The 17,548-nt window shown below is 65.0% G+C and carries 20 protein-coding genes; 11 read left to right on the forward strand and 9 right to left on the reverse strand.

Annotated elements, in window-relative coordinates:
- The first annotated feature begins 21 nt into the window (after nucleotides 1-21).
- The 6 genes from DW352_RS20540 (at nucleotide 22) to DW352_RS20565 (ending at nucleotide 6,234) form a co-directional block, all read left to right on the forward strand.
- Nucleotides 22-1,791 (forward strand): methyl-accepting chemotaxis protein, encoded by a 1,770-nt coding sequence (locus DW352_RS20540; protein ID WP_162827090.1) that lies wholly within the window; start codon nucleotides 22-24, stop codon nucleotides 1,789-1,791.
- Nucleotides 1,792-1,938: 147 nt separating this feature from the next.
- Nucleotides 1,939-2,634: a substrate-binding domain-containing protein gene (locus DW352_RS20545; protein ID WP_162827091.1), complete on the forward strand. Its 696-nt coding sequence runs from the start codon at nucleotides 1,939-1,941 to the stop codon at nucleotides 2,632-2,634.
- 66 nt (nucleotides 2,635-2,700) lie between these two features.
- Nucleotides 2,701-3,366, forward strand: coding sequence for a GntR family transcriptional regulator (locus DW352_RS20550; RefSeq protein WP_162827093.1), 666 nt, complete (start codon nucleotides 2,701-2,703; stop codon nucleotides 3,364-3,366).
- A 140-nt stretch (nucleotides 3,367-3,506) separates the two neighbouring features.
- The gene (locus DW352_RS20555) at nucleotides 3,507-4,289 is read left to right on the forward strand and encodes a fumarylacetoacetate hydrolase family protein (RefSeq protein WP_115693086.1); all 783 of its coding nucleotides are present in this window, start codon (nucleotides 3,507-3,509) and stop codon (nucleotides 4,287-4,289) included.
- Nucleotides 4,290-4,304: 15 nt separating this feature from the next.
- On the forward strand, nucleotides 4,305-5,084 hold the full coding sequence (locus DW352_RS20560) for a class II aldolase/adducin family protein (protein ID WP_115693087.1): 780 nt from the start codon (nucleotides 4,305-4,307) through the stop codon (nucleotides 5,082-5,084).
- A 145-nt stretch (nucleotides 5,085-5,229) separates the two neighbouring features.
- On the forward strand, nucleotides 5,230-6,234 hold the full coding sequence (locus DW352_RS20565) for a Bug family tripartite tricarboxylate transporter substrate binding protein (protein ID WP_115693088.1): 1,005 nt from the start codon (nucleotides 5,230-5,232) through the stop codon (nucleotides 6,232-6,234).
- A 129-nt stretch (nucleotides 6,235-6,363) separates the two neighbouring features.
- Here the strand turns inward: DW352_RS20565 and phnN are convergent, their stop codons facing one another.
- From phnN to phnG, 9 genes are read right to left on the reverse strand one after another with little or no spacing between them, the layout of a single operon-like run.
- On the reverse strand, nucleotides 6,364-6,942 hold the full coding sequence (gene phnN, locus DW352_RS20570) for a phosphonate metabolism protein/1,5-bisphosphokinase (PRPP-forming) PhnN (RefSeq protein ID WP_115693089.1): 579 nt from the start codon (nucleotides 6,940-6,942) through the stop codon (nucleotides 6,364-6,366).
- Complete coding sequence (locus tag DW352_RS20575; RefSeq protein WP_115694519.1) at nucleotides 6,939-8,093, reverse strand: alpha-D-ribose 1-methylphosphonate 5-triphosphate diphosphatase; 1,155 nt, start codon at nucleotides 8,091-8,093, stop codon at nucleotides 6,939-6,941. The genes phnN and DW352_RS20575 overlap by 4 nt, the downstream gene beginning before the upstream one ends.
- 5 nt (nucleotides 8,094-8,098) lie before the next feature.
- On the reverse strand, nucleotides 8,099-8,794 hold the full coding sequence (phnL, locus tag DW352_RS20580) for a phosphonate C-P lyase system protein PhnL (protein ID WP_115693090.1): 696 nt from the start codon (nucleotides 8,792-8,794) through the stop codon (nucleotides 8,099-8,101).
- Nucleotides 8,795-8,802: 8 nt separating this feature from the next.
- The gene (phnK, locus tag DW352_RS20585; protein WP_115693091.1) at nucleotides 8,803-9,591 is read right to left on the reverse strand and encodes a phosphonate C-P lyase system protein PhnK; all 789 of its coding nucleotides are present in this window, start codon (nucleotides 9,589-9,591) and stop codon (nucleotides 8,803-8,805) included.
- Nucleotides 9,588-10,052, reverse strand: a complete 465-nt coding sequence (locus DW352_RS20590; protein WP_115693092.1) for a GNAT family N-acetyltransferase — start codon at nucleotides 10,050-10,052, stop codon at nucleotides 9,588-9,590. The genes phnK and DW352_RS20590 overlap by 4 nt, the downstream gene beginning before the upstream one ends.
- The gene (locus DW352_RS20595; protein ID WP_115693093.1) at nucleotides 10,049-10,927 is read right to left on the reverse strand and encodes an alpha-D-ribose 1-methylphosphonate 5-phosphate C-P-lyase PhnJ; all 879 of its coding nucleotides are present in this window, start codon (nucleotides 10,925-10,927) and stop codon (nucleotides 10,049-10,051) included. Before DW352_RS20595 ends, DW352_RS20590 begins: the two co-directional genes overlap by 4 nt.
- Entirely contained in the window at nucleotides 10,924-12,027 is a 1,104-nt protein-coding gene (locus DW352_RS20600) for a carbon-phosphorus lyase complex subunit (protein WP_115693094.1), read from the reverse strand. The genes DW352_RS20595 and DW352_RS20600 overlap by 4 nt, the downstream gene beginning before the upstream one ends.
- A gap of 2 nt (nucleotides 12,028-12,029) precedes the next feature.
- Nucleotides 12,030-12,608, reverse strand: coding sequence for a phosphonate C-P lyase system protein PhnH (gene phnH, locus DW352_RS20605; RefSeq protein ID WP_115693095.1), 579 nt, complete (start codon nucleotides 12,606-12,608; stop codon nucleotides 12,030-12,032).
- Nucleotides 12,608-13,072 (reverse strand): phosphonate C-P lyase system protein PhnG, encoded by a 465-nt coding sequence (gene phnG / locus DW352_RS20610; RefSeq protein WP_115693096.1) that lies wholly within the window; start codon nucleotides 13,070-13,072, stop codon nucleotides 12,608-12,610. Before phnG ends, phnH begins: the two co-directional genes overlap by 1 nt.
- Nucleotides 13,073-13,196: 124 nt before the next feature.
- Here phnG and phnF point away from each other — a divergent pair, with 124 nt between their 5' ends.
- The 5 genes from phnF to phnC all read left to right on the forward strand — a co-directional run bounded on the left by phnF (nucleotide 13,197) and on the right by phnC (nucleotide 17,548).
- Nucleotides 13,197-13,955, forward strand: a complete 759-nt coding sequence (gene phnF / locus DW352_RS20615; protein ID WP_115693097.1) for a phosphonate metabolism transcriptional regulator PhnF — start codon at nucleotides 13,197-13,199, stop codon at nucleotides 13,953-13,955.
- Between the two features lie 51 nt (nucleotides 13,956-14,006).
- The gene (locus DW352_RS20620; protein WP_115694520.1) at nucleotides 14,007-14,648 is read left to right on the forward strand and encodes an LbetaH domain-containing protein; all 642 of its coding nucleotides are present in this window, start codon (nucleotides 14,007-14,009) and stop codon (nucleotides 14,646-14,648) included.
- Nucleotides 14,648-15,793, forward strand: coding sequence for an alpha-D-ribose 1-methylphosphonate 5-triphosphate diphosphatase (locus DW352_RS20625; RefSeq protein WP_115693098.1), 1,146 nt, complete (start codon nucleotides 14,648-14,650; stop codon nucleotides 15,791-15,793). The genes DW352_RS20620 and DW352_RS20625 overlap by 1 nt, the downstream gene beginning before the upstream one ends.
- Complete coding sequence (locus DW352_RS20630; protein ID WP_245434200.1) at nucleotides 15,771-16,487, forward strand: DUF1045 domain-containing protein; 717 nt, start codon at nucleotides 15,771-15,773, stop codon at nucleotides 16,485-16,487. The genes DW352_RS20625 and DW352_RS20630 overlap by 23 nt, the downstream gene beginning before the upstream one ends.
- 146 nt (nucleotides 16,488-16,633) lie before the next feature.
- Nucleotides 16,634-17,548, forward strand: coding sequence for a phosphonate ABC transporter ATP-binding protein (gene phnC / locus DW352_RS20635; protein WP_115693099.1), 915 nt, complete (start codon nucleotides 16,634-16,636; stop codon nucleotides 17,546-17,548).

The following is a 17,548-nucleotide window of genomic DNA, read 5'->3' on the forward strand; positions in this document are numbered from 1 at the left end:
TCAGGAATCCAGGTAACTCCAATGATCCGCTTGTCTATCCGGTCGATTCTCCTCGGCCTGTTCGGCCTCATGGCCGTGATTATCGCCGGCCAGGGCCTCCTGTCCGTGGCCAAAATCTCGCAAGTGAACGAGGCCGCCGTCGACATCCAAACCAACTGGCTGCCATCCGTAAGGTCGCTCGGGCAACTCGGCTATACGATGTCGGCCTATCGCAACGGTCTCGCGCGCCAAGTTCTGTCCACCGACCCGGCCGAAATGGCGCGGATCGAGAAGTCGCTGCAGGATCGTGAGGGGCAGCTGCGTGAATTGCAGACTCAATACGAGAAGCTGATCACCTCTCCGGAAGAGCGCGCGGGATACGAAAACTTCAAGCAGCTGTGGGCCAAGCATCAGTCGGTCACGCCTGAAATCTTCAGGCTGTCGCGCGCCAACAAGAATGCGGAGGCGACCGCGCTCTTCTCGGGCGAACAGCTTCAGTCGTTCGTTCAAGCCGGCGAAGCCATCGAGAAGCTGGTGAGGCTGAACACGGCCGGCGCGGCGGAGGCGGCGAAGGCCGCGGACGAGAACTTCCAGAGCGCGCGCAGCATGGAGATCGCCATTATCGCTATGTCGATCCTGATCGCGATCGGCGCCGGCGTCCTCGTCATGCTGCATATCAGCCGCCCTCTGAGCGCGCTCGTTACGCCGCTCGAGGAGATCAAGGGCGGCAACTTCGCCGTCGCGGTTCCCGGCGCGCACCGGCACGACGAAATCGGCGCGATCGCCAAGGCGGTCGACGGCATGGCCGCGCAGGTCCGGCAGACCATCTCCGAGATCAAACAGGCGGCCACCGAGGTCAACAACGCGTCTGGCGAAATCTCCACCAGCACGACCGACCTGTCGCAGCGAACGGAAGAGCAGGCCGCTTCGTTGGAAGAGACCACCGCGGCGATGGAGGAAATCTCCGCCGCGGTGAAGAAGAGCGCCGAGAATGCTGACCAGGCGAACCGCTCGGCGGCGCAGGCGCGTGACGTTGCCGATCAGGGCGGCGACGTTGTCGCCAAGGCGGTCAGCGCCATGGCGAAGATCGAGGACTCCTCGCGCAAGATCTCCGACATCATCGGCGTCATCGACGAGATCGCCCGTCAGACCAACCTGCTCGCGCTGAACGCAGCCGTCGAAGCCGCCCGTGCCGGTGAAGCCGGTCGTGGCTTCGCCGTCGTCGCGTCGGAGGTGCGCAGCCTCGCGCAACGGTCGTCGCAGGCCGCCAAGGACATCAAGGAGCTCATCACCAACTCGAACGGTCAGGTGCAGGAAGGCGTCGAACTCGTCAATCACGCGGGCGAAGCGCTCGATAAGATCGTCGAATCGGTGAAGGAGGTGGCGGCGCTGGTCTCCGACATCGCTACCGCATCGACCGAGCAGGCGACGGGTCTCGAGCAGATCAACAAAGCCCTGATGCAGATGGACGAGGTCACGCAGCAAAACGCGGCGCTCGTCGAAGAGAACGCCGCGACCGCCAAAGCGCTCGAGACGCAGGCGCAGTCGATGGACGAGCAGGTGGCCTTCTTCAAGCTCGACGAAGCCGCGGCCGCTCAGGTGGCGAAGGTGGCTGCCGGTGGCAGCCGCGCCGCCGCGATCGCCGCGCCCATCACGACGTCCGCCCCGGCGAGGCCAGTGCCTGTGGCTGCAAAGAAGCCCAAGGCGGCGAGCTTCTCGTCGCCGTCGCGCGCGAGCCGCAACCCGGTGGGCAACATGCGCACCGCGTTGGCGACCGCGCTCGACGCCGAGCAGGAGTGGAAGGACTTCTAAGCAAAGCGGATCAGCGAGCCGATCAGGTTCAACGTGATGCGTCGACGGCGCGCCTTCATGGGCGCGCCGTTTTTGCATGGTGAAACGGAGATCTGCGTGCGTGCTTCGGGTCTTGATGGCACTATGCGGCCATTCAGGGAGACACCGATGGCCGACATAAAAGTAATCACAACGGTTGCGATGCAGGGCGTGATCGAAAAGCTCGCGCCGGCATTCGCGCAAAAAACCGGACAGGGCATCGCCATGGCGTTCGGCCCGCCGTCCGCCGCGGTCGACATGGTGCGTGCCGGCGACAACGCCGATGTCGTCATCTCGACGCCGGACGGCATCGCGGAGCTGGCGCGTGAAGGGAAAGTTGACGGTGCGTCGAGCAAGGTCGTGGCGCGCATGATCATGGGCCTGGCCGTGGGCTTGAACGAACCGAAACCCGCGATCGATACATCCGCCGCGTTTAAGCGGGCGCTTCTCGATGCCAGGTCGATCATCCATGCCGATCCGAGCACCGGCAGTCCGAGCGCCGCGCATTTTCTCAAAGTGACAAAGCAGCTCGGCATCGCCGACGAGATCAAACGTAAAACCACTTTGCGGGCGGGCGTCGTCGCCCATGCCGTCGCGAGCGGCGAATGCGCCATGGCCGTGCAGCAACTGGCCGAGTTGATGCTGGTCGACGGCGTGCACGTGCTCGGACCGTTTCCGGCGGAACTGCAGAACGTGGTGCCCTTGGCGGCGGCGGTGCACACGGGCGCGGCCGCGCCGGAGGCCGCTAAGGCCTTGATCGATCTGATGGCCGCGCCACAGACGAAAGCCATCGTCGAGGCGGCGGGGCTTCTGGCAGCGCCGTGAGGCGCCGCCCGGGTTGCGGTCCCTCCGGCCTAGGTTATGGTCGGGGCGGGCCAGCCGGAGCCGCCGATGAACGCGCCGCAAGTGATCACGTTTCAACACCACCTCCTGCACGAGCAGGTGGCGGCGAAGCTGCGCGACATGATCATCTCCGGCGAGTTGAAGGCCGATACGGCGATCGACGAGCCGGCCTTGTGCGCCGAATTCAAGATTTCGCGCACGCCGTTACGCGAAGCCCTCAAGGTGCTGGCCGCGGAAGATCTCGTGGTGTTGCAGCCGCGGCGCGGGGCGGTCGTATCCAAGCTGACGACCGCGTCGGTGATGCAGAAGTTCGAGGTCGTGGCCCTGATCGAAGGCCATGCCGCGCGGCTGTTCTGCGAGCGGCGCCTTCCGGCCGCCTTGGCGGACCTTACGGCTATTCATGCGCGGCTCGCGACCGCCTTCCGTACGCGCAACCGCAAGCAATATTCGGAAACCAACCAGGGTTTCCATCGCCGGCTCGTGGAACTGACGGGCAACGAGGAACTGATCCGTATTCACGCGCAACTGCTCGGTCATCTGCAGCGCGCGCGTTATTTCACCGGGCGGCAAATGAACTGGCGGCATGACTTCATGGCCGAGCACGACGGGATCATGGCGGCGCTGACGAGCGACACGCCCGCCGCGGCCGAGACTCTCGTTCGCGATCACCTCGCGCACGTCGCGCGCACCGTGATGGAAGTGGTCGGCGCCTGAGTATTGCAGCGCAGAATCGATTGCCGATGCGGTTTGCTTGACCGACGCGCCGTTCGTAATTCATAATTACAGCTAGGTACGAAGTCATATCACAAGGCGGGACATAGAATTTCCGCCGGCGATCGCAGGGAAGGGCGCGGATGCGGTGGTGCCGGTTCAAAGCCGATAACGGCGTCTCATTTGGCATCATCGAAGGCGATACGGTGATCGCCGTCGACGGCTCCCCTTTTGGCGATTACACCAAGACGACGCGCTCCTATCCGCTCTCATCGGTGAAGCTCGACATCCCGACGGTGCCCTCGAACTTCTTCTGCGTCGGCGTCAATTATGCCGATCACGTGCGCCGCATGGCTGCCAAGCGCGGCAAGGAGCCGGAATTCCCCAAGCAGCCGGACATCGGCTATCGCTCCAACAATGCGCTCATTGCGCACGATGAAAACATCATCAAGCCGCGCGATGCCGGGCCGCAGTTCCAGTACGAGGGCGAACTGGTCGCCGTCTTCGGCAAGACGGCGCGCAACGTCTCCAAGGAGGAGGCGCTCGATTACGTGCTCGGTTGGACCATCGGCAACGACGTGTCGGAACGCGGCTGGCAGGCCAGCGACCGCACGCTATGGCGCGCGAAGAATTCCGACACTTTCAAGCCGATGGGGCCGTGGATCGAGACCGACGTCGATCTTGACGCGATGCAAACCGCGATCCGGGTCAACGGCGCGGTGACGGAGAGCTTCAAGACCAATAACATGATCTTCGACGCGCCCACCTACATCAGCTTGGTGTCGAAGTATTGCACCATTCACCCCGGCGACGTGATGTGGATGGGGACGGACGGCGTGCCGGCCAATATCGATGTCGGGGACGTCGTGGAGATCGAGATCAGCGGCATCGGCACGCTGAGAAACAAAGTCGTCGCAGAAACATAACACGAGGGAACGGCCATGAACCTGCACGAACCGAACATCAAGCCGCAGCATACGAGCAGCCCGCCGGCGGGAATGTCCGCCGAGGAGTGGCAGGCGCGCGTCGACCTCGCCGCGGTCTACCGGCTCTGCCATCACTGGGGCTGGGGCGATCTCATCTATAACCACTGTTCGATGCGCGTGCCGGGCGAGCCGACCATGCTGCTGATGAAGCAGCACGAACTGATGTGGGAGGAGGTCACCGCTTCCAACCTGCGCAAGGTCGACATGACCGCCGATCTCGACGAGCGCGCCGGCGTCAACCGCCCCGGCTTCACGCTGCACGGCGGCATTCTGCAAGGCCGTCCCGACGTGAATTGCGTGGTGCACGTGCACACCGATCGCGGCATGGCGCTTGCCGGCCTCAAGCGCGGCCTGCGCATGATCTCGCAGCAGGCGCTGCGGTTCTACAACCGTGTCGGCTACCATCCGTACGAGGGCATCACCGAGGACTTCGGCGAACGCGAGCGCATCCTCAAGCATCTCGGCAAGAACCGCGCGCTGATCATGCACAACCACGGTTTCACCACCGTGGGTAAGAACGGACGCGAAGCCTTCGTGCTGATGAAGTACCTGATGAGCGCTGCCGAGATCCAGCTCCGCATCGAGGCGACGGGCGGCGAGGCGATCGAGATCCCGCCCGAGATCTGCGAGAAAGCGGCCGCGCAGTTCGAAACGCATGATGCCGGCCGGGGCTCGGCGGATTGGCCGGCTTATCTGCGGCTGATGGATCGCGTCGATCCGAGCTTCCGCGACTGACCGCGCCGGCACGCGACCGAGAAGCGAAGGCGCCTCGATGCGCCTTCGCGCCAAGTCTGCAAGCGTCAAGTCTGCAAGCGCCAAATCTGCAAGATCCAAGACTGCAAGCGACAAGACAAAACAATGAAAAGACACGGGGAGAGAAATGCCGAAGCACGACGAGGTGCCCAACGGGCCATGTAGTAATGCGATGACGCGGCGGCAGTTTGGCTTGGCCGCCGCGGCGGCCGGTGCCGGGTTGATGCTGCCGGCCGGATCGAAGGCGTTGGCCGACGCTTATCCGAGCCGGACGGTCATGATCGTCGCACCGGCCGCGGCCGGCGGGCCGACCGATACGATCGGCAGGGCGGCCGCCCAGCGGCTCACCAAAGTGTTCAATCAGAACTTCATCGTCGAGAACAAGCCGGGTGCTTCCGGCAACGTCGCGGCGCAGGCGGTCGCGCGGGCGGAAGCAGACGGCTACACGCTCATCGTGTTGCTGGCGCCGCTGGCGCAGAACACGGCCATCTACCGCAATCCGGGTTTCCACCTGCAGCAGGATTTCAAGCCCCTGGCGCACATGGCGTCCGTGGATCTGGTCATTGCCGCACGCAAGGATCTGCCGGTCAACAACCTCGATGAATTTCTCGCCTTCCTGCAGAAGAATCCAGGAAAGCTGAGTTGCGGCAGCCAGTCGCCGCCGCAGATGAAGTATCTGATGCAGACCACCAAGGTCGAATTCACCGTGGTGCCGTATAAAGGCTCGGCGCCGATCGCCAACGATCTGATCGCCGGGCAGATTGATGTCGGCCTCGTGCCTTATTCCGACATCGCCCAGCATGTCGACGCGGGCTCCGTGAAGGTGCTGTTCACCAACGGGCCCAGGCGGGTGCGCAAGCTGCCGAACGTGCAGGCCGTCGGCGAGAAGTTTCCGGGCTTCTATTTCTGGAGCTGGTATGGCCTGGCGGCACCGGCGCATACCCCGGAGCCGATAGTGCAACGGCTGCGCGCGGAGCTCGCGACGATCGCCAAGTCGCCGGACTTCGTCGCCTTCGTCGAGAAGCTCGGGCTTTCCCCTGTCGACGAGCCGGAGAAATTCGGCGATGTCATTGCCGGCGAAATATCGCAGTGGAAGCGTCTGGTCGACGAGCTGAATCTCGAGCGGATGTGAATGCGCTAAGCACGACGAGAAGCCGCGCGCGCTCCCGCGAAGCGGGCGCCAAGCCTAAATCAGTTCGTGGTCAGGTGTGAAACACTCTCCGTTCATTCCCGCTCTCGCGGGAATAAACGGTGTCTGGGATCATGCCCGGATGATATCGAGCAGCGCCTGTATGGCGTCTTCAGGCGGACCGGCGTTTTGGATGATGTGATCGGCCTGGAAGTTCGCGTAGACGTCGTTGCGCTTGATGCGATCCTCGAGGCGGCCGTCGCTTTCGCGGGCGCGGCCGGCGAGGCGGGCGGCGAGAATCTCCGCCGGCGCGGTGATCAGCACGGCTTCGACACGAGCATAGCGCACGCGGGCATCGGCGATGATGGCCCGCGACACATTGCAGACCACGGTGTGGCCGGCGCGGATGCTGTCATCGGCGGCGCGCGGAATCCCGTACTTCAAGCCATGGGCCGACCACCAGAGGGCGAAGCTGCCGCTTTCAGCGGCGGCGTCGAATGCGTCGCCTGCCAATGTGTCGTGATCTTCGGTTTCCGACACGGCGCGGGTGACGACCCGGCGCGGGAAGTGGACCGTGGGATCGCCGGCGAGGCGCAGCCGCGCGCCGGTGAGCACGGTGTCTTTGCCGGCGCCGCTCGGGCCCACGACCAGCAGGAAGCGTCCCGGCCCGACGGGCGCGGCGTCCGCCGCCGATGTCGGGGCAAACGTCATGCGACGCGGCGGCCTCCGCTCCAGACGCCGCGCACCGCCGCGGCGTTCTCCGCGCGATGCACGCGGATGATATCGGCGCGCTTGCCGGCAGCGATCTCACCGCGGTCGGTGAGGCCGACGACTTCCGCCGGCGTCTTGCTGACGGTGCGGATGGCGGCGGGCAGGTCAAAGTTCGCGGCGGCGTCGGGCAGGCGCAACGCCGCGAGCAGCAGGCTCGACGGCACATAGTCGGACGACAGGATATCGAGCAGGCCCGCCTCCGCCAACTCGGCGGTCGCGACGTTGCCCGAATGCGAGCCGCCGCGGACGAGATTGGGCGCGCCCATCAGCACCTTTACGCCGCCGTCATGCAAGGTCGCCGCCGCTTCCACCGTGGTCGGAAATTCGGCAACCGCGACACGGTCGGTGATCGACTGTTCGACATGCTCCGCCGTGGTGTCGTCGTGGCTGGCGAGCGGTGTTCCGTATTCGGCGGCAAGCTTGAGCAGCCCCTGATAATTGTCCGCCGCGTAGCGTGTATGATTCTCGAGGCGGCGGGCAAACAGAACATCGAGCTGTGCGTCGGTCATGCCGCCGCTCTTGCCGCGGTAATAGTCGCGCAGCTTCTTTTCGTCGCGGAATTGGCGCTGGCCGGGCGTATGGTCCATCAGCGACATCAGCCGCACGTCCGGCCGGCCGACCAGTTCGGCCGCGTCTTCCACGACGTTGGGCATCGGCACCTCGCAACGCAGATGGAGATAATGCTCGATGCGCAGCAGGCCGGCGGAACGGGTCTTGTCGATCGCTTCGGCCATGGCGCCAGCCATGCCGCCGGCTTCCTCGGCGCCTTCCTCGCGCCAGACGCGGAGCGAATCGAGCACCGTGGTGATGCCGCTGGTGGCGATTTGGGCGTCATAGGAGATCACCGCGGCCAGCGGGTCCCAATGCACCTTGGGCCGCGGCGTGTAATGGGCCTCAAGGTGATCGGTGTGCAATTCGACCAGACCCGGCAGCAGCAGGTCGCCGCCGATATCGAAGCCGCGCAATGGCGCCGTGCCTTCGCCGATCTCGGCAATGAGGCCGTTTTCGACCGCGACATAGCCGCGTTCGATCATGCGGTCGGCCAGCACGATGCGGGCGTTTTCGAGGACGTAGGAACTGGGTTCGGTCATGGCGTTCACGCGGCAATGGCAAATCGGGTGACGTCGACATTCAGGTCGGCGACGGCCTCGCGCACGTCGTCGTCGTGCATGATGGCGACGATCGCGGTGCCCTGCGCTTTACGCTCGCGCACCAGTTCGACCACGACAGCGCGGTTATGCGCGTCGAGCGAGGCGGTGGGCTCGTCGAGCAGCAGGATCGGATGTTCCGGCAGCAGGCCGCGCGCGAGATTGATGCGCTGCTGCTCGCCGCCGGAGAAGGTCGCCGGCGGCAGGCTCCAGAGCCGCTCCGGCACGTTGAAGCGGCGTAGCATGTCCTTGGCGCGGATCGTCGCCTCCTCGCGCACCACGCCCTTGGTCACCAGCGGTTCGGCGACGATGTCGAGCGCGGAGACGCGCGGCACTGCACGCAGGAACTGCGTGACATAGCCGAGCGCGCGCTGTCGCACCGACAGGATCTGGCGCGGCCGGGCGCTGGCGATATCGACGAGGTCATCGCCGGTGCGCACCAGGATGCGGCCGGTATCGCACTTGTAGTTGCCGTAGATCAGTTTGAGGATCGACGACTTGCCGGTGCCGGAGGGGCCGGTGAGCGCGACGCACTGGCCTGGCGCGACGGTGAAGGTCACGTCGTTCAGCACCGGCAGGCGCAAGCCGCCTTGCAGGTGCATGGTGAAGGATTTGGTCACGGCGGACAGTTCGAGAGCGGACATGTCGGACCTCACGCCGGCAGGATCGATGAGACGAGCAACTGGGTGTAGGGCTCATGCGGATCGTCGAGCACCTGATCGGTCAGGCCTTGCTCGATCACCGTTCCACCTTTCATCACCATGATGCGATTCGATAACAGCCGCGCGACGGCGAGGTCATGCGTCACCACGATGGCGGCGAGGCGCATCTCCGAGACGATGCGGCGCAAGAGATCGAGCAACCGCGCTTGCACCGACACGTCGAGGCCGCCGGTCGGCTCGTCCATGAAGATCAGCCGCGGCGAAGTCACGAGATTGCGCGCGATCTGCAGGCGCTGGCGCATGCCGCCCGAATAGGTGCGCGGCGTGTCGTCGATCCGCTCTTCCGGAATCTCGACGCGTCCGAGCCAGTCGGCGGCGACGTTGCGGATGTCACCGTAATTGCGCCAGCCGACCGCCATCAGCCGCTCGCCGACATTGCCGCCGGCGGAGACGCCCATGCGCAGGCCCATCTGCGGGTCCTGATGCACGAAGCCCCAATCGGTACGGTACAAGAGACGCCGCATCGGCTCGCTCAACGACCACAGATCGGCGACCGAGCCGTCGCGCATGCGGTACAGCACGCGGCCGGCGCTCGGTTCGTTTTGGCCGGACAGCAACTGTAGCAATGTCGACTTGCCGGAACCGGACTCGCCGACGACCGCCATCACCTCGCCCTCGTAGAGTTCGAAGGAGGCATCGCGGCAGCCGAGTTGCCGGCCGTAATATTTGCTCAGGCCTTCCGCGATCAGGAGAGGCTGTTCGGTTTCATCGACGGTCATGCCATGGCCTCTTCGAAGACGATGCGGAAGCTGTAGCCGTGGCGTTCGAAGCCGAGCTGCTCGTAGAACGCGTGGGCGCGTTCGCGCTTAGCGTTGGACGACAGCACCAGCTTGTAGCAGCGCTTCTCGCGCGCACGGTCGATGGCAAAGGCCATCATCTGCGCGCCGATGCCGCGGCCCTGGCATATCGGATCGACCACCACGTCCTCGATCACGGCGGACGGCGCGCCGAGATGGCCGAGATTGTCCATGATCAGCAGCGCGAAAGTGCCGACGATCCGGCCATCGCTCTCGGCGACGTACAATGTGTAATCGGGATAGCGGGCAAAGCGCGCGAAGATCGCCTCGGCGTCTTGAAGCGGCAGCACGCGGCCATCGTCCATGCCCGGCTGCGCATAGAGCGCCAGCACGCCGGGAAGGTCGGACGCGGCAGCGGGCCGAATGGCGAGGTCGTCGCTCATGGCGCCGTCTTCGCGTTGTCGCCACTGGCCGGAGTGCCGTGGCCGGCGGCGCGCCGCGTCTCGCAATAGTCGCTGTCGGAACAGACGAACATGCGCGTGCCGTGGTCGTCGGTGATGACTTCGTCGAGATAACTGTCGCTCGCGCCGCACAATTCGCAGGACGCGTCGTGCCGGTAGGGTTCGAAGGGATGGTCTTTGAAGTCGAGCGAGACCACCTGCGTGTAAGGCGGAATGGCGTAGATGCGCTTCTCGCGGCCGGCGCCGAAGAGCTGCAAGGCGGCGCAGTCGTTCAGCTTCGGATTGTCGAACTTCGGGATCGGCGAAGGGTCCATCACGTAGCGCCCGTCCACTTTGACCGGGTAGGCATAAGCGGTCGAGATGTGGCCGTGGCGGGCGATGTCCTCATAGAGCTTCACATGGATCAGCCCGTACTCGGACAAGGCGTGCATGCGGCGCGTCTCGGTCTCGCGCGGCTCGAGATAGCGCAGGGGTTCCGGGATCGGCACCTGATAGACCAGCACCTGATTTTCGGTGAGCGGCGTCTCCGGTACGCGATGGCGCGTCTGGATGACGGTCGCTTCCTCGGTGGCGGTGGTCGTCTCGACGCCGGCGGTCTTGACGAAGAACTTGCGGATCGAGACGGCGTTGGTGGTGTCGTCAGAACCCTGGTCTATGACCTTGAGTACGTCGTCCGGCCCGAGGATCGACGCCGTCACCTGCACGCCGCCGGTGCCCCAGCCGTAAGGCATCGGCATTTCGCGGCTGGCGAAGGGCACCTGATAGCCGGGAATGGCGATCGCTTTCAGGATCGCGCGGCGGATCATGCGCTTGGTCTGCTCGTCGAGATAAGCGAAGTTGTAGGCGGGCGCGGTCATTCGGCGGCGTCCTGCATCGGCGTTTCGGTATTGTCGGCGCGCGCGAAGAACTCGGCGCGCAGCTTACGGAGCAGGCCGAGCTCGGCCTGGAAGTCGACGTAGTGCGGCAGCTTCAGATGCTCGACGAAGCCGGTCGCCCGCACATTGTCGGAATGGCTCAGCACGAATTCCTCGTCCTGTGCCGGCGCGCCGACCTCTTCGCCGAGTTCGCGGGCGCGCAGCGCACGGTCGACCAGCGCCATGGCCATGGTCTTGCGCTCGCACTGGCCGAAGGCGAAGCCATAACCGCGGGTGAAGCGCGGCGCCTCGTCGCCGCAGCCGGCGAACTGGTTGACCATCTGGCACTCGGTGATGTCGATGGCGCCGAGCGGGACGGCAAAGCCCACTTCCTCGGCGAAGAACTCGACCTCGACCTCGCCGAAGCGGATCTCGCCGGCGAACGGATGGTTGCGGCCGTAGCCGCGCTGCGTCGAATAACCGAGCGCCAGCAGGAAGCCTTCGTCGCCGCGCGCCAGATTCTGCAGCCGCAAGTCGCGATCGGCCGGGAACGACAAAGGCTCGCGCGTGAGATCGCCGACCTCGCCGCTCTCGGGCTTTTCGCGTTCGATCAGGCCGTCCTCGCGCAGCAATTCGGCGACCGAACGGAACCGTGTTTCATCGGCGCGCGCCGTTGCCGCAGGCGGCACTTCGCTTTCGCCGACAAGCGTGTGATCGAGCAGGCGATGCGTGTAATCGAAGGTTGGGCCCAGCACCTGCCCGCCGGGCAAGTCCTTGAACGTCGCCGAGATGCGGCGGCGGATGTCCATCTGTCCCGTCTCGATCGGCTCGGAGGCGCCGAAGCGGGGCAAGGTGGTGCGATAAGCGCGCAGCAGGAACACCGCCTCGATAAGGTCGCCGCGCGCCTGCTTGATCGCGAGCGCCGCCAGTTCGCGGTCGTAGAGCGAGCCCTCGCACATCACGCGGTCGACGGCCAAGGTCAACTGATTATCGATCTGCGTCAGCGTCAGCTCCGGCACATCGCGGTCGCCGCGCCTAACATCGGCGAGCAAGGTGTGGGCGTTCTCGATGGCGCGTTCGCCGCCTTTGACTGCGACATACATCGTCAGTTCTCCTTCGCGATGCGCACCGAGCGGGGCAAGCCGATGATTTCGCCACCGGCGACGAGCATTACGTCGACGCCGCGCGGGAACAGCTCCCGGTTTGCGCTCAGGCGCGCTATGAAATCGTCGGGCAGGGGCTCGGCGGCGAACGAACGACGGTCCTTGATGCCGGGTCCGGTGATGACAATGGGCGCGCCGCGGAAGCTTTCGACCTGAACGATCACTGTCGTGGAGCGGTCGGGATATTCCTCGGTGCCGAGCGCGAACTGCGTCAAATCCGGCATACGCAGCGGTTCGGCGACGAGCGCGAAGGCGGCCGTGCTCTTGTCCTCGGTGATCGGTGCGCCGGTCTGGAAGCGGATCCAGTCTTTCACCGCCGGAATGCTCAGTTGCTCATCGAGCCAGATCGGCGTTTCGTAATCGGCGAGGTGCCGCACCAGCGCGGCGGTCGCCGGCGCCAAAGGCGCGGGTGCGGCCGGTCCGCGTAATGTTTTGATCTCGCCGGGGCGCGCCACGGCGTCCATCGCGGCGCGGAACGCGGCTTGGCTTTCGAAAGCCGGATTGGCGGTTGCCACTGTCATCAGTCTTCCCCGCGCACGAGAGTGAAAAAGTCGACGCGCGTTGCCGCCGTCTGCGCGCGCCGCAGCGCGCGGCGCTCGTCTTGCGCGCCACGTAACGGCGCAAGCACATGCTGCTCGATGGCCGGCCGATGTGCCGCCGACTGCCAGAGCGCATCGCAGAGCGCCGCCAGCCGCGCCTTGCGGGCGTCGCGGCCGAGCACATAGGCAAAACCTTTTTCGCCGGAGGCGATCTGCACCGCCGCGCGCGTCACCGTCGCTTCGCCGGCGTTGAACGGCGCGCCGTCACCGCCGATGCGCCCGCGCAGCATCACCAGGCCGGTCTCGGCCGGCCGCAGCTCGGTGAAGTCCGAAAGTCCGTCGATTCGGGCGAGGCCGCCGGCAATGTCGTCCGCCTGCGCCCCCGCCAGCACCGCCATGACCGCGCGGCGCTCGCCGCTTTCGCCAGAAATCGGGTAGGGGGCCATTGCTGTCGGTCTCGCAAAGTTGTCTATTCGAATAGACAACTCAATAAGCGACTTGCGCGAACTTGTCTACTCTAATAGACAACTACTAGATCACGTCCGGTGACGTCCTGATGACGGCGGCAAAATGCTGACGAAAACCCCGCGCGGATTGAAGTCGAGCAAGCACCATCTGCTTGAGCGCGGCGTCATGCTGTGGCGCTGCATCGCCGACGATTTCGAGCAGGCGATCCTGGTCGGCAAGCACGAGAACGGCTCGAAGCTTCCGGCGGAAAGCGAGATCGCCACGCGCTATGGCGTGAACCGGCACACCGTGCGGCGCGCGATGGCTGAGCTCGCGACGCGCGGCCTGGTGCGGACCGAACGCGGCAGCGGTACGTTCGTCAAAACCGACAAGCTCAACTATCCGATCAGCCAACGCATGAAGTTCTCCGAGATCGTGGCCGCGGCCGGCCACGAGGCGGAGGGACGCCTGCAGGGCCATCGACACGAAGAGGCGAACGAGGACATCGCGCGCGATCTCGGCCTCAATGTCGGCGACGAAGTGGTGCGCCTCGAAATTCTCCGCGCGGCCGACCGGGTGCCGATCTCGGTCTCGACCACTTGGCTGCCGGCGGATCGCTACGGCGACGCCGCCAAGGTCTTTCGCCGCGTGCGTTCGATCACGCGCATGCTCGAGCATTTCGGCATCACCAGTTATCGCCGCAAGTGGACGCGCATCAGCGCCGGCTTCGCCGATGCTGTCGATGCGGGCAGGCTGCGGCTGTCGGTGCACCGGCCCGTTCTGGTCACCGAGGGGCTCAACGTGACGGAAGGTGGCGAGCCGATCATGTTGGGACGTGTGCGTTTCCCCGCCGATCGCGTCGCGCTGCTCGTGGAAAGCTAATGCGATTCGCCGCTGTCACGCGGCTGTCTTGAAAAAGTTGTGTTCAAGGTCATGGCCAACAACAAGCTCTCCACGGCACCGTTCATCGATCCGACGGCTGCGGTCAAACAGTCGACGCTCGGCGCTTATACCGAGGTCGGGCCGCGCACGAAGCTGCTCGAAGTGACGCTCGGCGACTACTCTTACGTCGTCAACGACAGCGACATCGCTTACGCGACGATCGGCAAATTCACCTCGATCGCGGCGATGACGCGGATCAATCCGGGCAATCATCCGATGACGCGTGCGACGCAGTCGCACTTCACCTATCGCGCCAGCGCCTATTTCGCCGGCGAAAGCGACGAGGATGATTTCTTCGCTTGGCGGCGCGAGCATCACGTCACCATCGGTCATGACGTCTGGATCGGCCACGGCGCCATTGTGTTGGCCGGGCGGCGCATCGGCACCGGCGCGGTGATCGGCGCCGGCAGCGTGGTGACCAAAGACGTGCCGGACTATGCCATCGCCGTCGGCAATCCGGCACGCGTCATTCGTCCGCGCTTTCCCGGCGAGGTCGTCGCGGGCCTGCAAGCTTTGGCCTGGTGGAATTGGCCGCACGCGCAACTGCAGGCCGCGTTGCCGGATTTCCGCAAGCTGCCTGTCGCCGACTTCGTTGCAAAATACGCGGCCCAATCTGTTGCCGGAGCAGCTTGATGCGCATTCATGGTGGACAAACGCTGGTCGACGGCAAGCTGGTCGAGGCCGACATCAGCCTCGATGAGGGCGACGGCGTCATCACCGCGGTCGGTCGTGCCGAGGGTAATGGCCGTGCATTCGACGCGCGCGGTCTGCATGTGCTGCCCGGCATCGTCGACATCCACGGCGATGCCTTCGAGCGGCAGTTGATGCCGCGGCCGGGCGTCAGCTTTCCGGTCGATGTGGCGCTGATGGAGAGCGATCGCCAGTGCGTCGCCAACGGCATCACGACCGTGTTTCACGGTGTCACCTGTTCGTGGGAGCCGGGCCTGCGCAGCATCGATAATGCGCGCACGATCCTGGGCGCGATCGAAGATCTCGATCCCTCCTTTGGCGCCGACACGCGGTTTCACCTGCGCTACGAGACCTTCAATCTCGATGCGGAAAAGGAAGTGACTGGCTGGATCGGTGAGGGCCGCGTCGGCATGCTTGGCTTCAACGATCATTTGCCGAGCGAGACGGCGCCGCCGCGCACACGCAAAGTCGGGCAGATGGCGGAACGCGCGGGGCTGTCGCGCGAGGATTTTCTGGCGATGGTCGAGCGGCTTCGCGCCCGGGCCGACGAAGTGCCGGGTTCGATTGCACGGCTCGCCGCCGCGGCGCACGCAAACGGCGCGCCGATGCTGTCGCACGACGACATGAGCCCGGAGCAACGGCGCTGGTTCCGCGACCTCAATTGCCGGGTCGCCGAATTCCCGACCACCGTGGAAACGGCGCAGGACGCGACCGCCGCTGGCGACGATATCGTCATGGGTGCGCCGAACGTGGTGCGCGGCGGCAGCCATATCGGCTGGATCGGCGCGGCCGACATGATCGCGCGCGGTTGCTGCACCATCCTGGCCTCTGATTATTACTATCCGGCGCCGCTTCTCGCCGCCTTCCGCCTTGCGGCCGACGGCGTCGCGCCGCTGGAGCAGGCGTGGTCCTACGTGTCGGCGCGGCCGGCCAAGGCGGCCGGTTTGACCGACCGCGGCGCCCTCGCAGCAGGTAAGCGGGCCGATGTGATCGCGGTCGATGCCAGCGATGCGCGCCGTCCGAAAGTGGTCGCCGCCATCGCCAACGGGCGCGTCGTTCATCTCGGTGAAGCCGGCCGCCTGCAGTGACGCGATGAGCGATCCACGCTACGCGATCTATTTCGTTCCGGGTGCCGACACGCCGCTCTATCGTTTCGGCACATCGGTTCTCGGCTACGACTGTCGTACGGGGCAAGAGACGCCGTTCATTGACGGCGTCGACACGGCATCCTGGCCGGCCGTCGTAAAAGAGCCGAAGGTCTATGGGTTCCACGCGACGCTGAAAGCGCCGATCCGGCTGATCGAGGGCTGCAACGAGAGTGATCTCGTGCGGGCCGTGTCCGAATTTGCCGCGCAGCGGGCGGCGGTTGCCGAGTCGCCCCTTGCGTTGCGCGCGTTGGGTTCCTTCATCGCGCTCGTGCCGGCGGGCGATGCCGACAGCATCAACGATCTCGCCGCCGACTGTGTTCGTGTCTTCGATCGCTTTCGTGCGCCGTTGACGGCCGAAGATCGCGCGCGGCGTCTGGCCTCGCCCCTGACCGCTCGGCAGATCGAGCATCTCGATCGGTGGGGCTACCCGTACGTCCTCGAAGAGTTTCGCTTCCACATGACGTTGACGGGCGCGCTTCCTCCTCCCGATCGGGAACAAGCGCTGCGATTCTTGTGCGAACGATTTGAGCAAGTGCCAAATGCGCACATGCTGCGGCTCGACCGCATTGTCATCGCGCGGCAGGAACGGAAGTCGTCGCCGTTTCGTGTCGTGCACGAGGCGCCGCTGCGCTGAAGCCTCGCTTTCGTGACGTTGGTTCCTTCGATTTGCCCGCTATTTAGGCGTCGTCGATGTGCGGAACGTCACAAATCACCGGCCAATTTCATTTCTCTGTCATGTGCTGTTGTTAGCGATCGTGACAGCAGAGGGGAGAAGCCGTTTTGTCGTTGGAAACCGTCATCGACGCCAAGGGGATTTCCAAATCCTTCCAGCGCGGTACTGCCGTACTCGATAATGTCAGCATTTCGCTGCGCCGTGGCGAGATGGTCGCGCTGATTGGCGCTTCGGGTTCGGGCAAGTCGACGCTTATTCGTTCGCTTGCCGGGCTTATTCCGATCGATGGTAATGCCCGTGGCAATGGCGGCAGCATTACCATGCTCGGCGAGGCCGTTCAGAAGAACGGACGTCTGAATTGCAGCCGCGCCTTGCGCGCGCGCATCGGCGTCATCTTCCAGCAGTTCAATCTGGTGCCGCGCCTGACGCTGCTCACCAATGTCTGCTTCGGCTTGCTCGGTCAGCTGCCCGTATTGCGCGGCACGCTCGGGCAGTTCAACGACAGCGACAAACGCAAAGCCATGCAGGCGCTTGCGCGCGTCGGCATCGCCGAACACGCGCTCAAGCGCGCCACCGAGCTTTCGGGCGGCCAGCAACAGCGCGCCGCGATTGCGCGCTCGCTCGTGCAGGGTGCCGAGCTTTTGATCGCCGACGAGCCGATCGCCTCGCTCGATCCGGCCTCGTCGCGCCGGGTGATGGACCTGCTCGCCGACATGAACCGGAACGACGGCCTCACGGTGCTCGTGTCGCTTCATCAGGTCGAATATGCGATGAAATATTGTCCGCGCACGATCGCGCTGAAGGCCGGCAAGGTCGCCTATGACGGTCCGTCGAGTGCGTTGACGCCTGCGTTCCTCAATCAGCTTTATGGCGCCGAGTCCGAGGAGCTGTTCTTGCCGTCGTTCGAAGGCCAGAGCGCGTCGTCGCACGACGCCGGTCAACATTGGTCCGATCCGCCGGCTGTCATGCCGCATGCATCGTCCGCGGCTATGACAAGGGAAGCTGAGCGGCTGTCCGCGTAA

This window comes from Pseudolabrys taiwanensis (assembly GCF_003367395.1).
GTDB lineage: Bacteria > Pseudomonadota > Alphaproteobacteria > Rhizobiales > Xanthobacteraceae > Pseudolabrys > Pseudolabrys taiwanensis.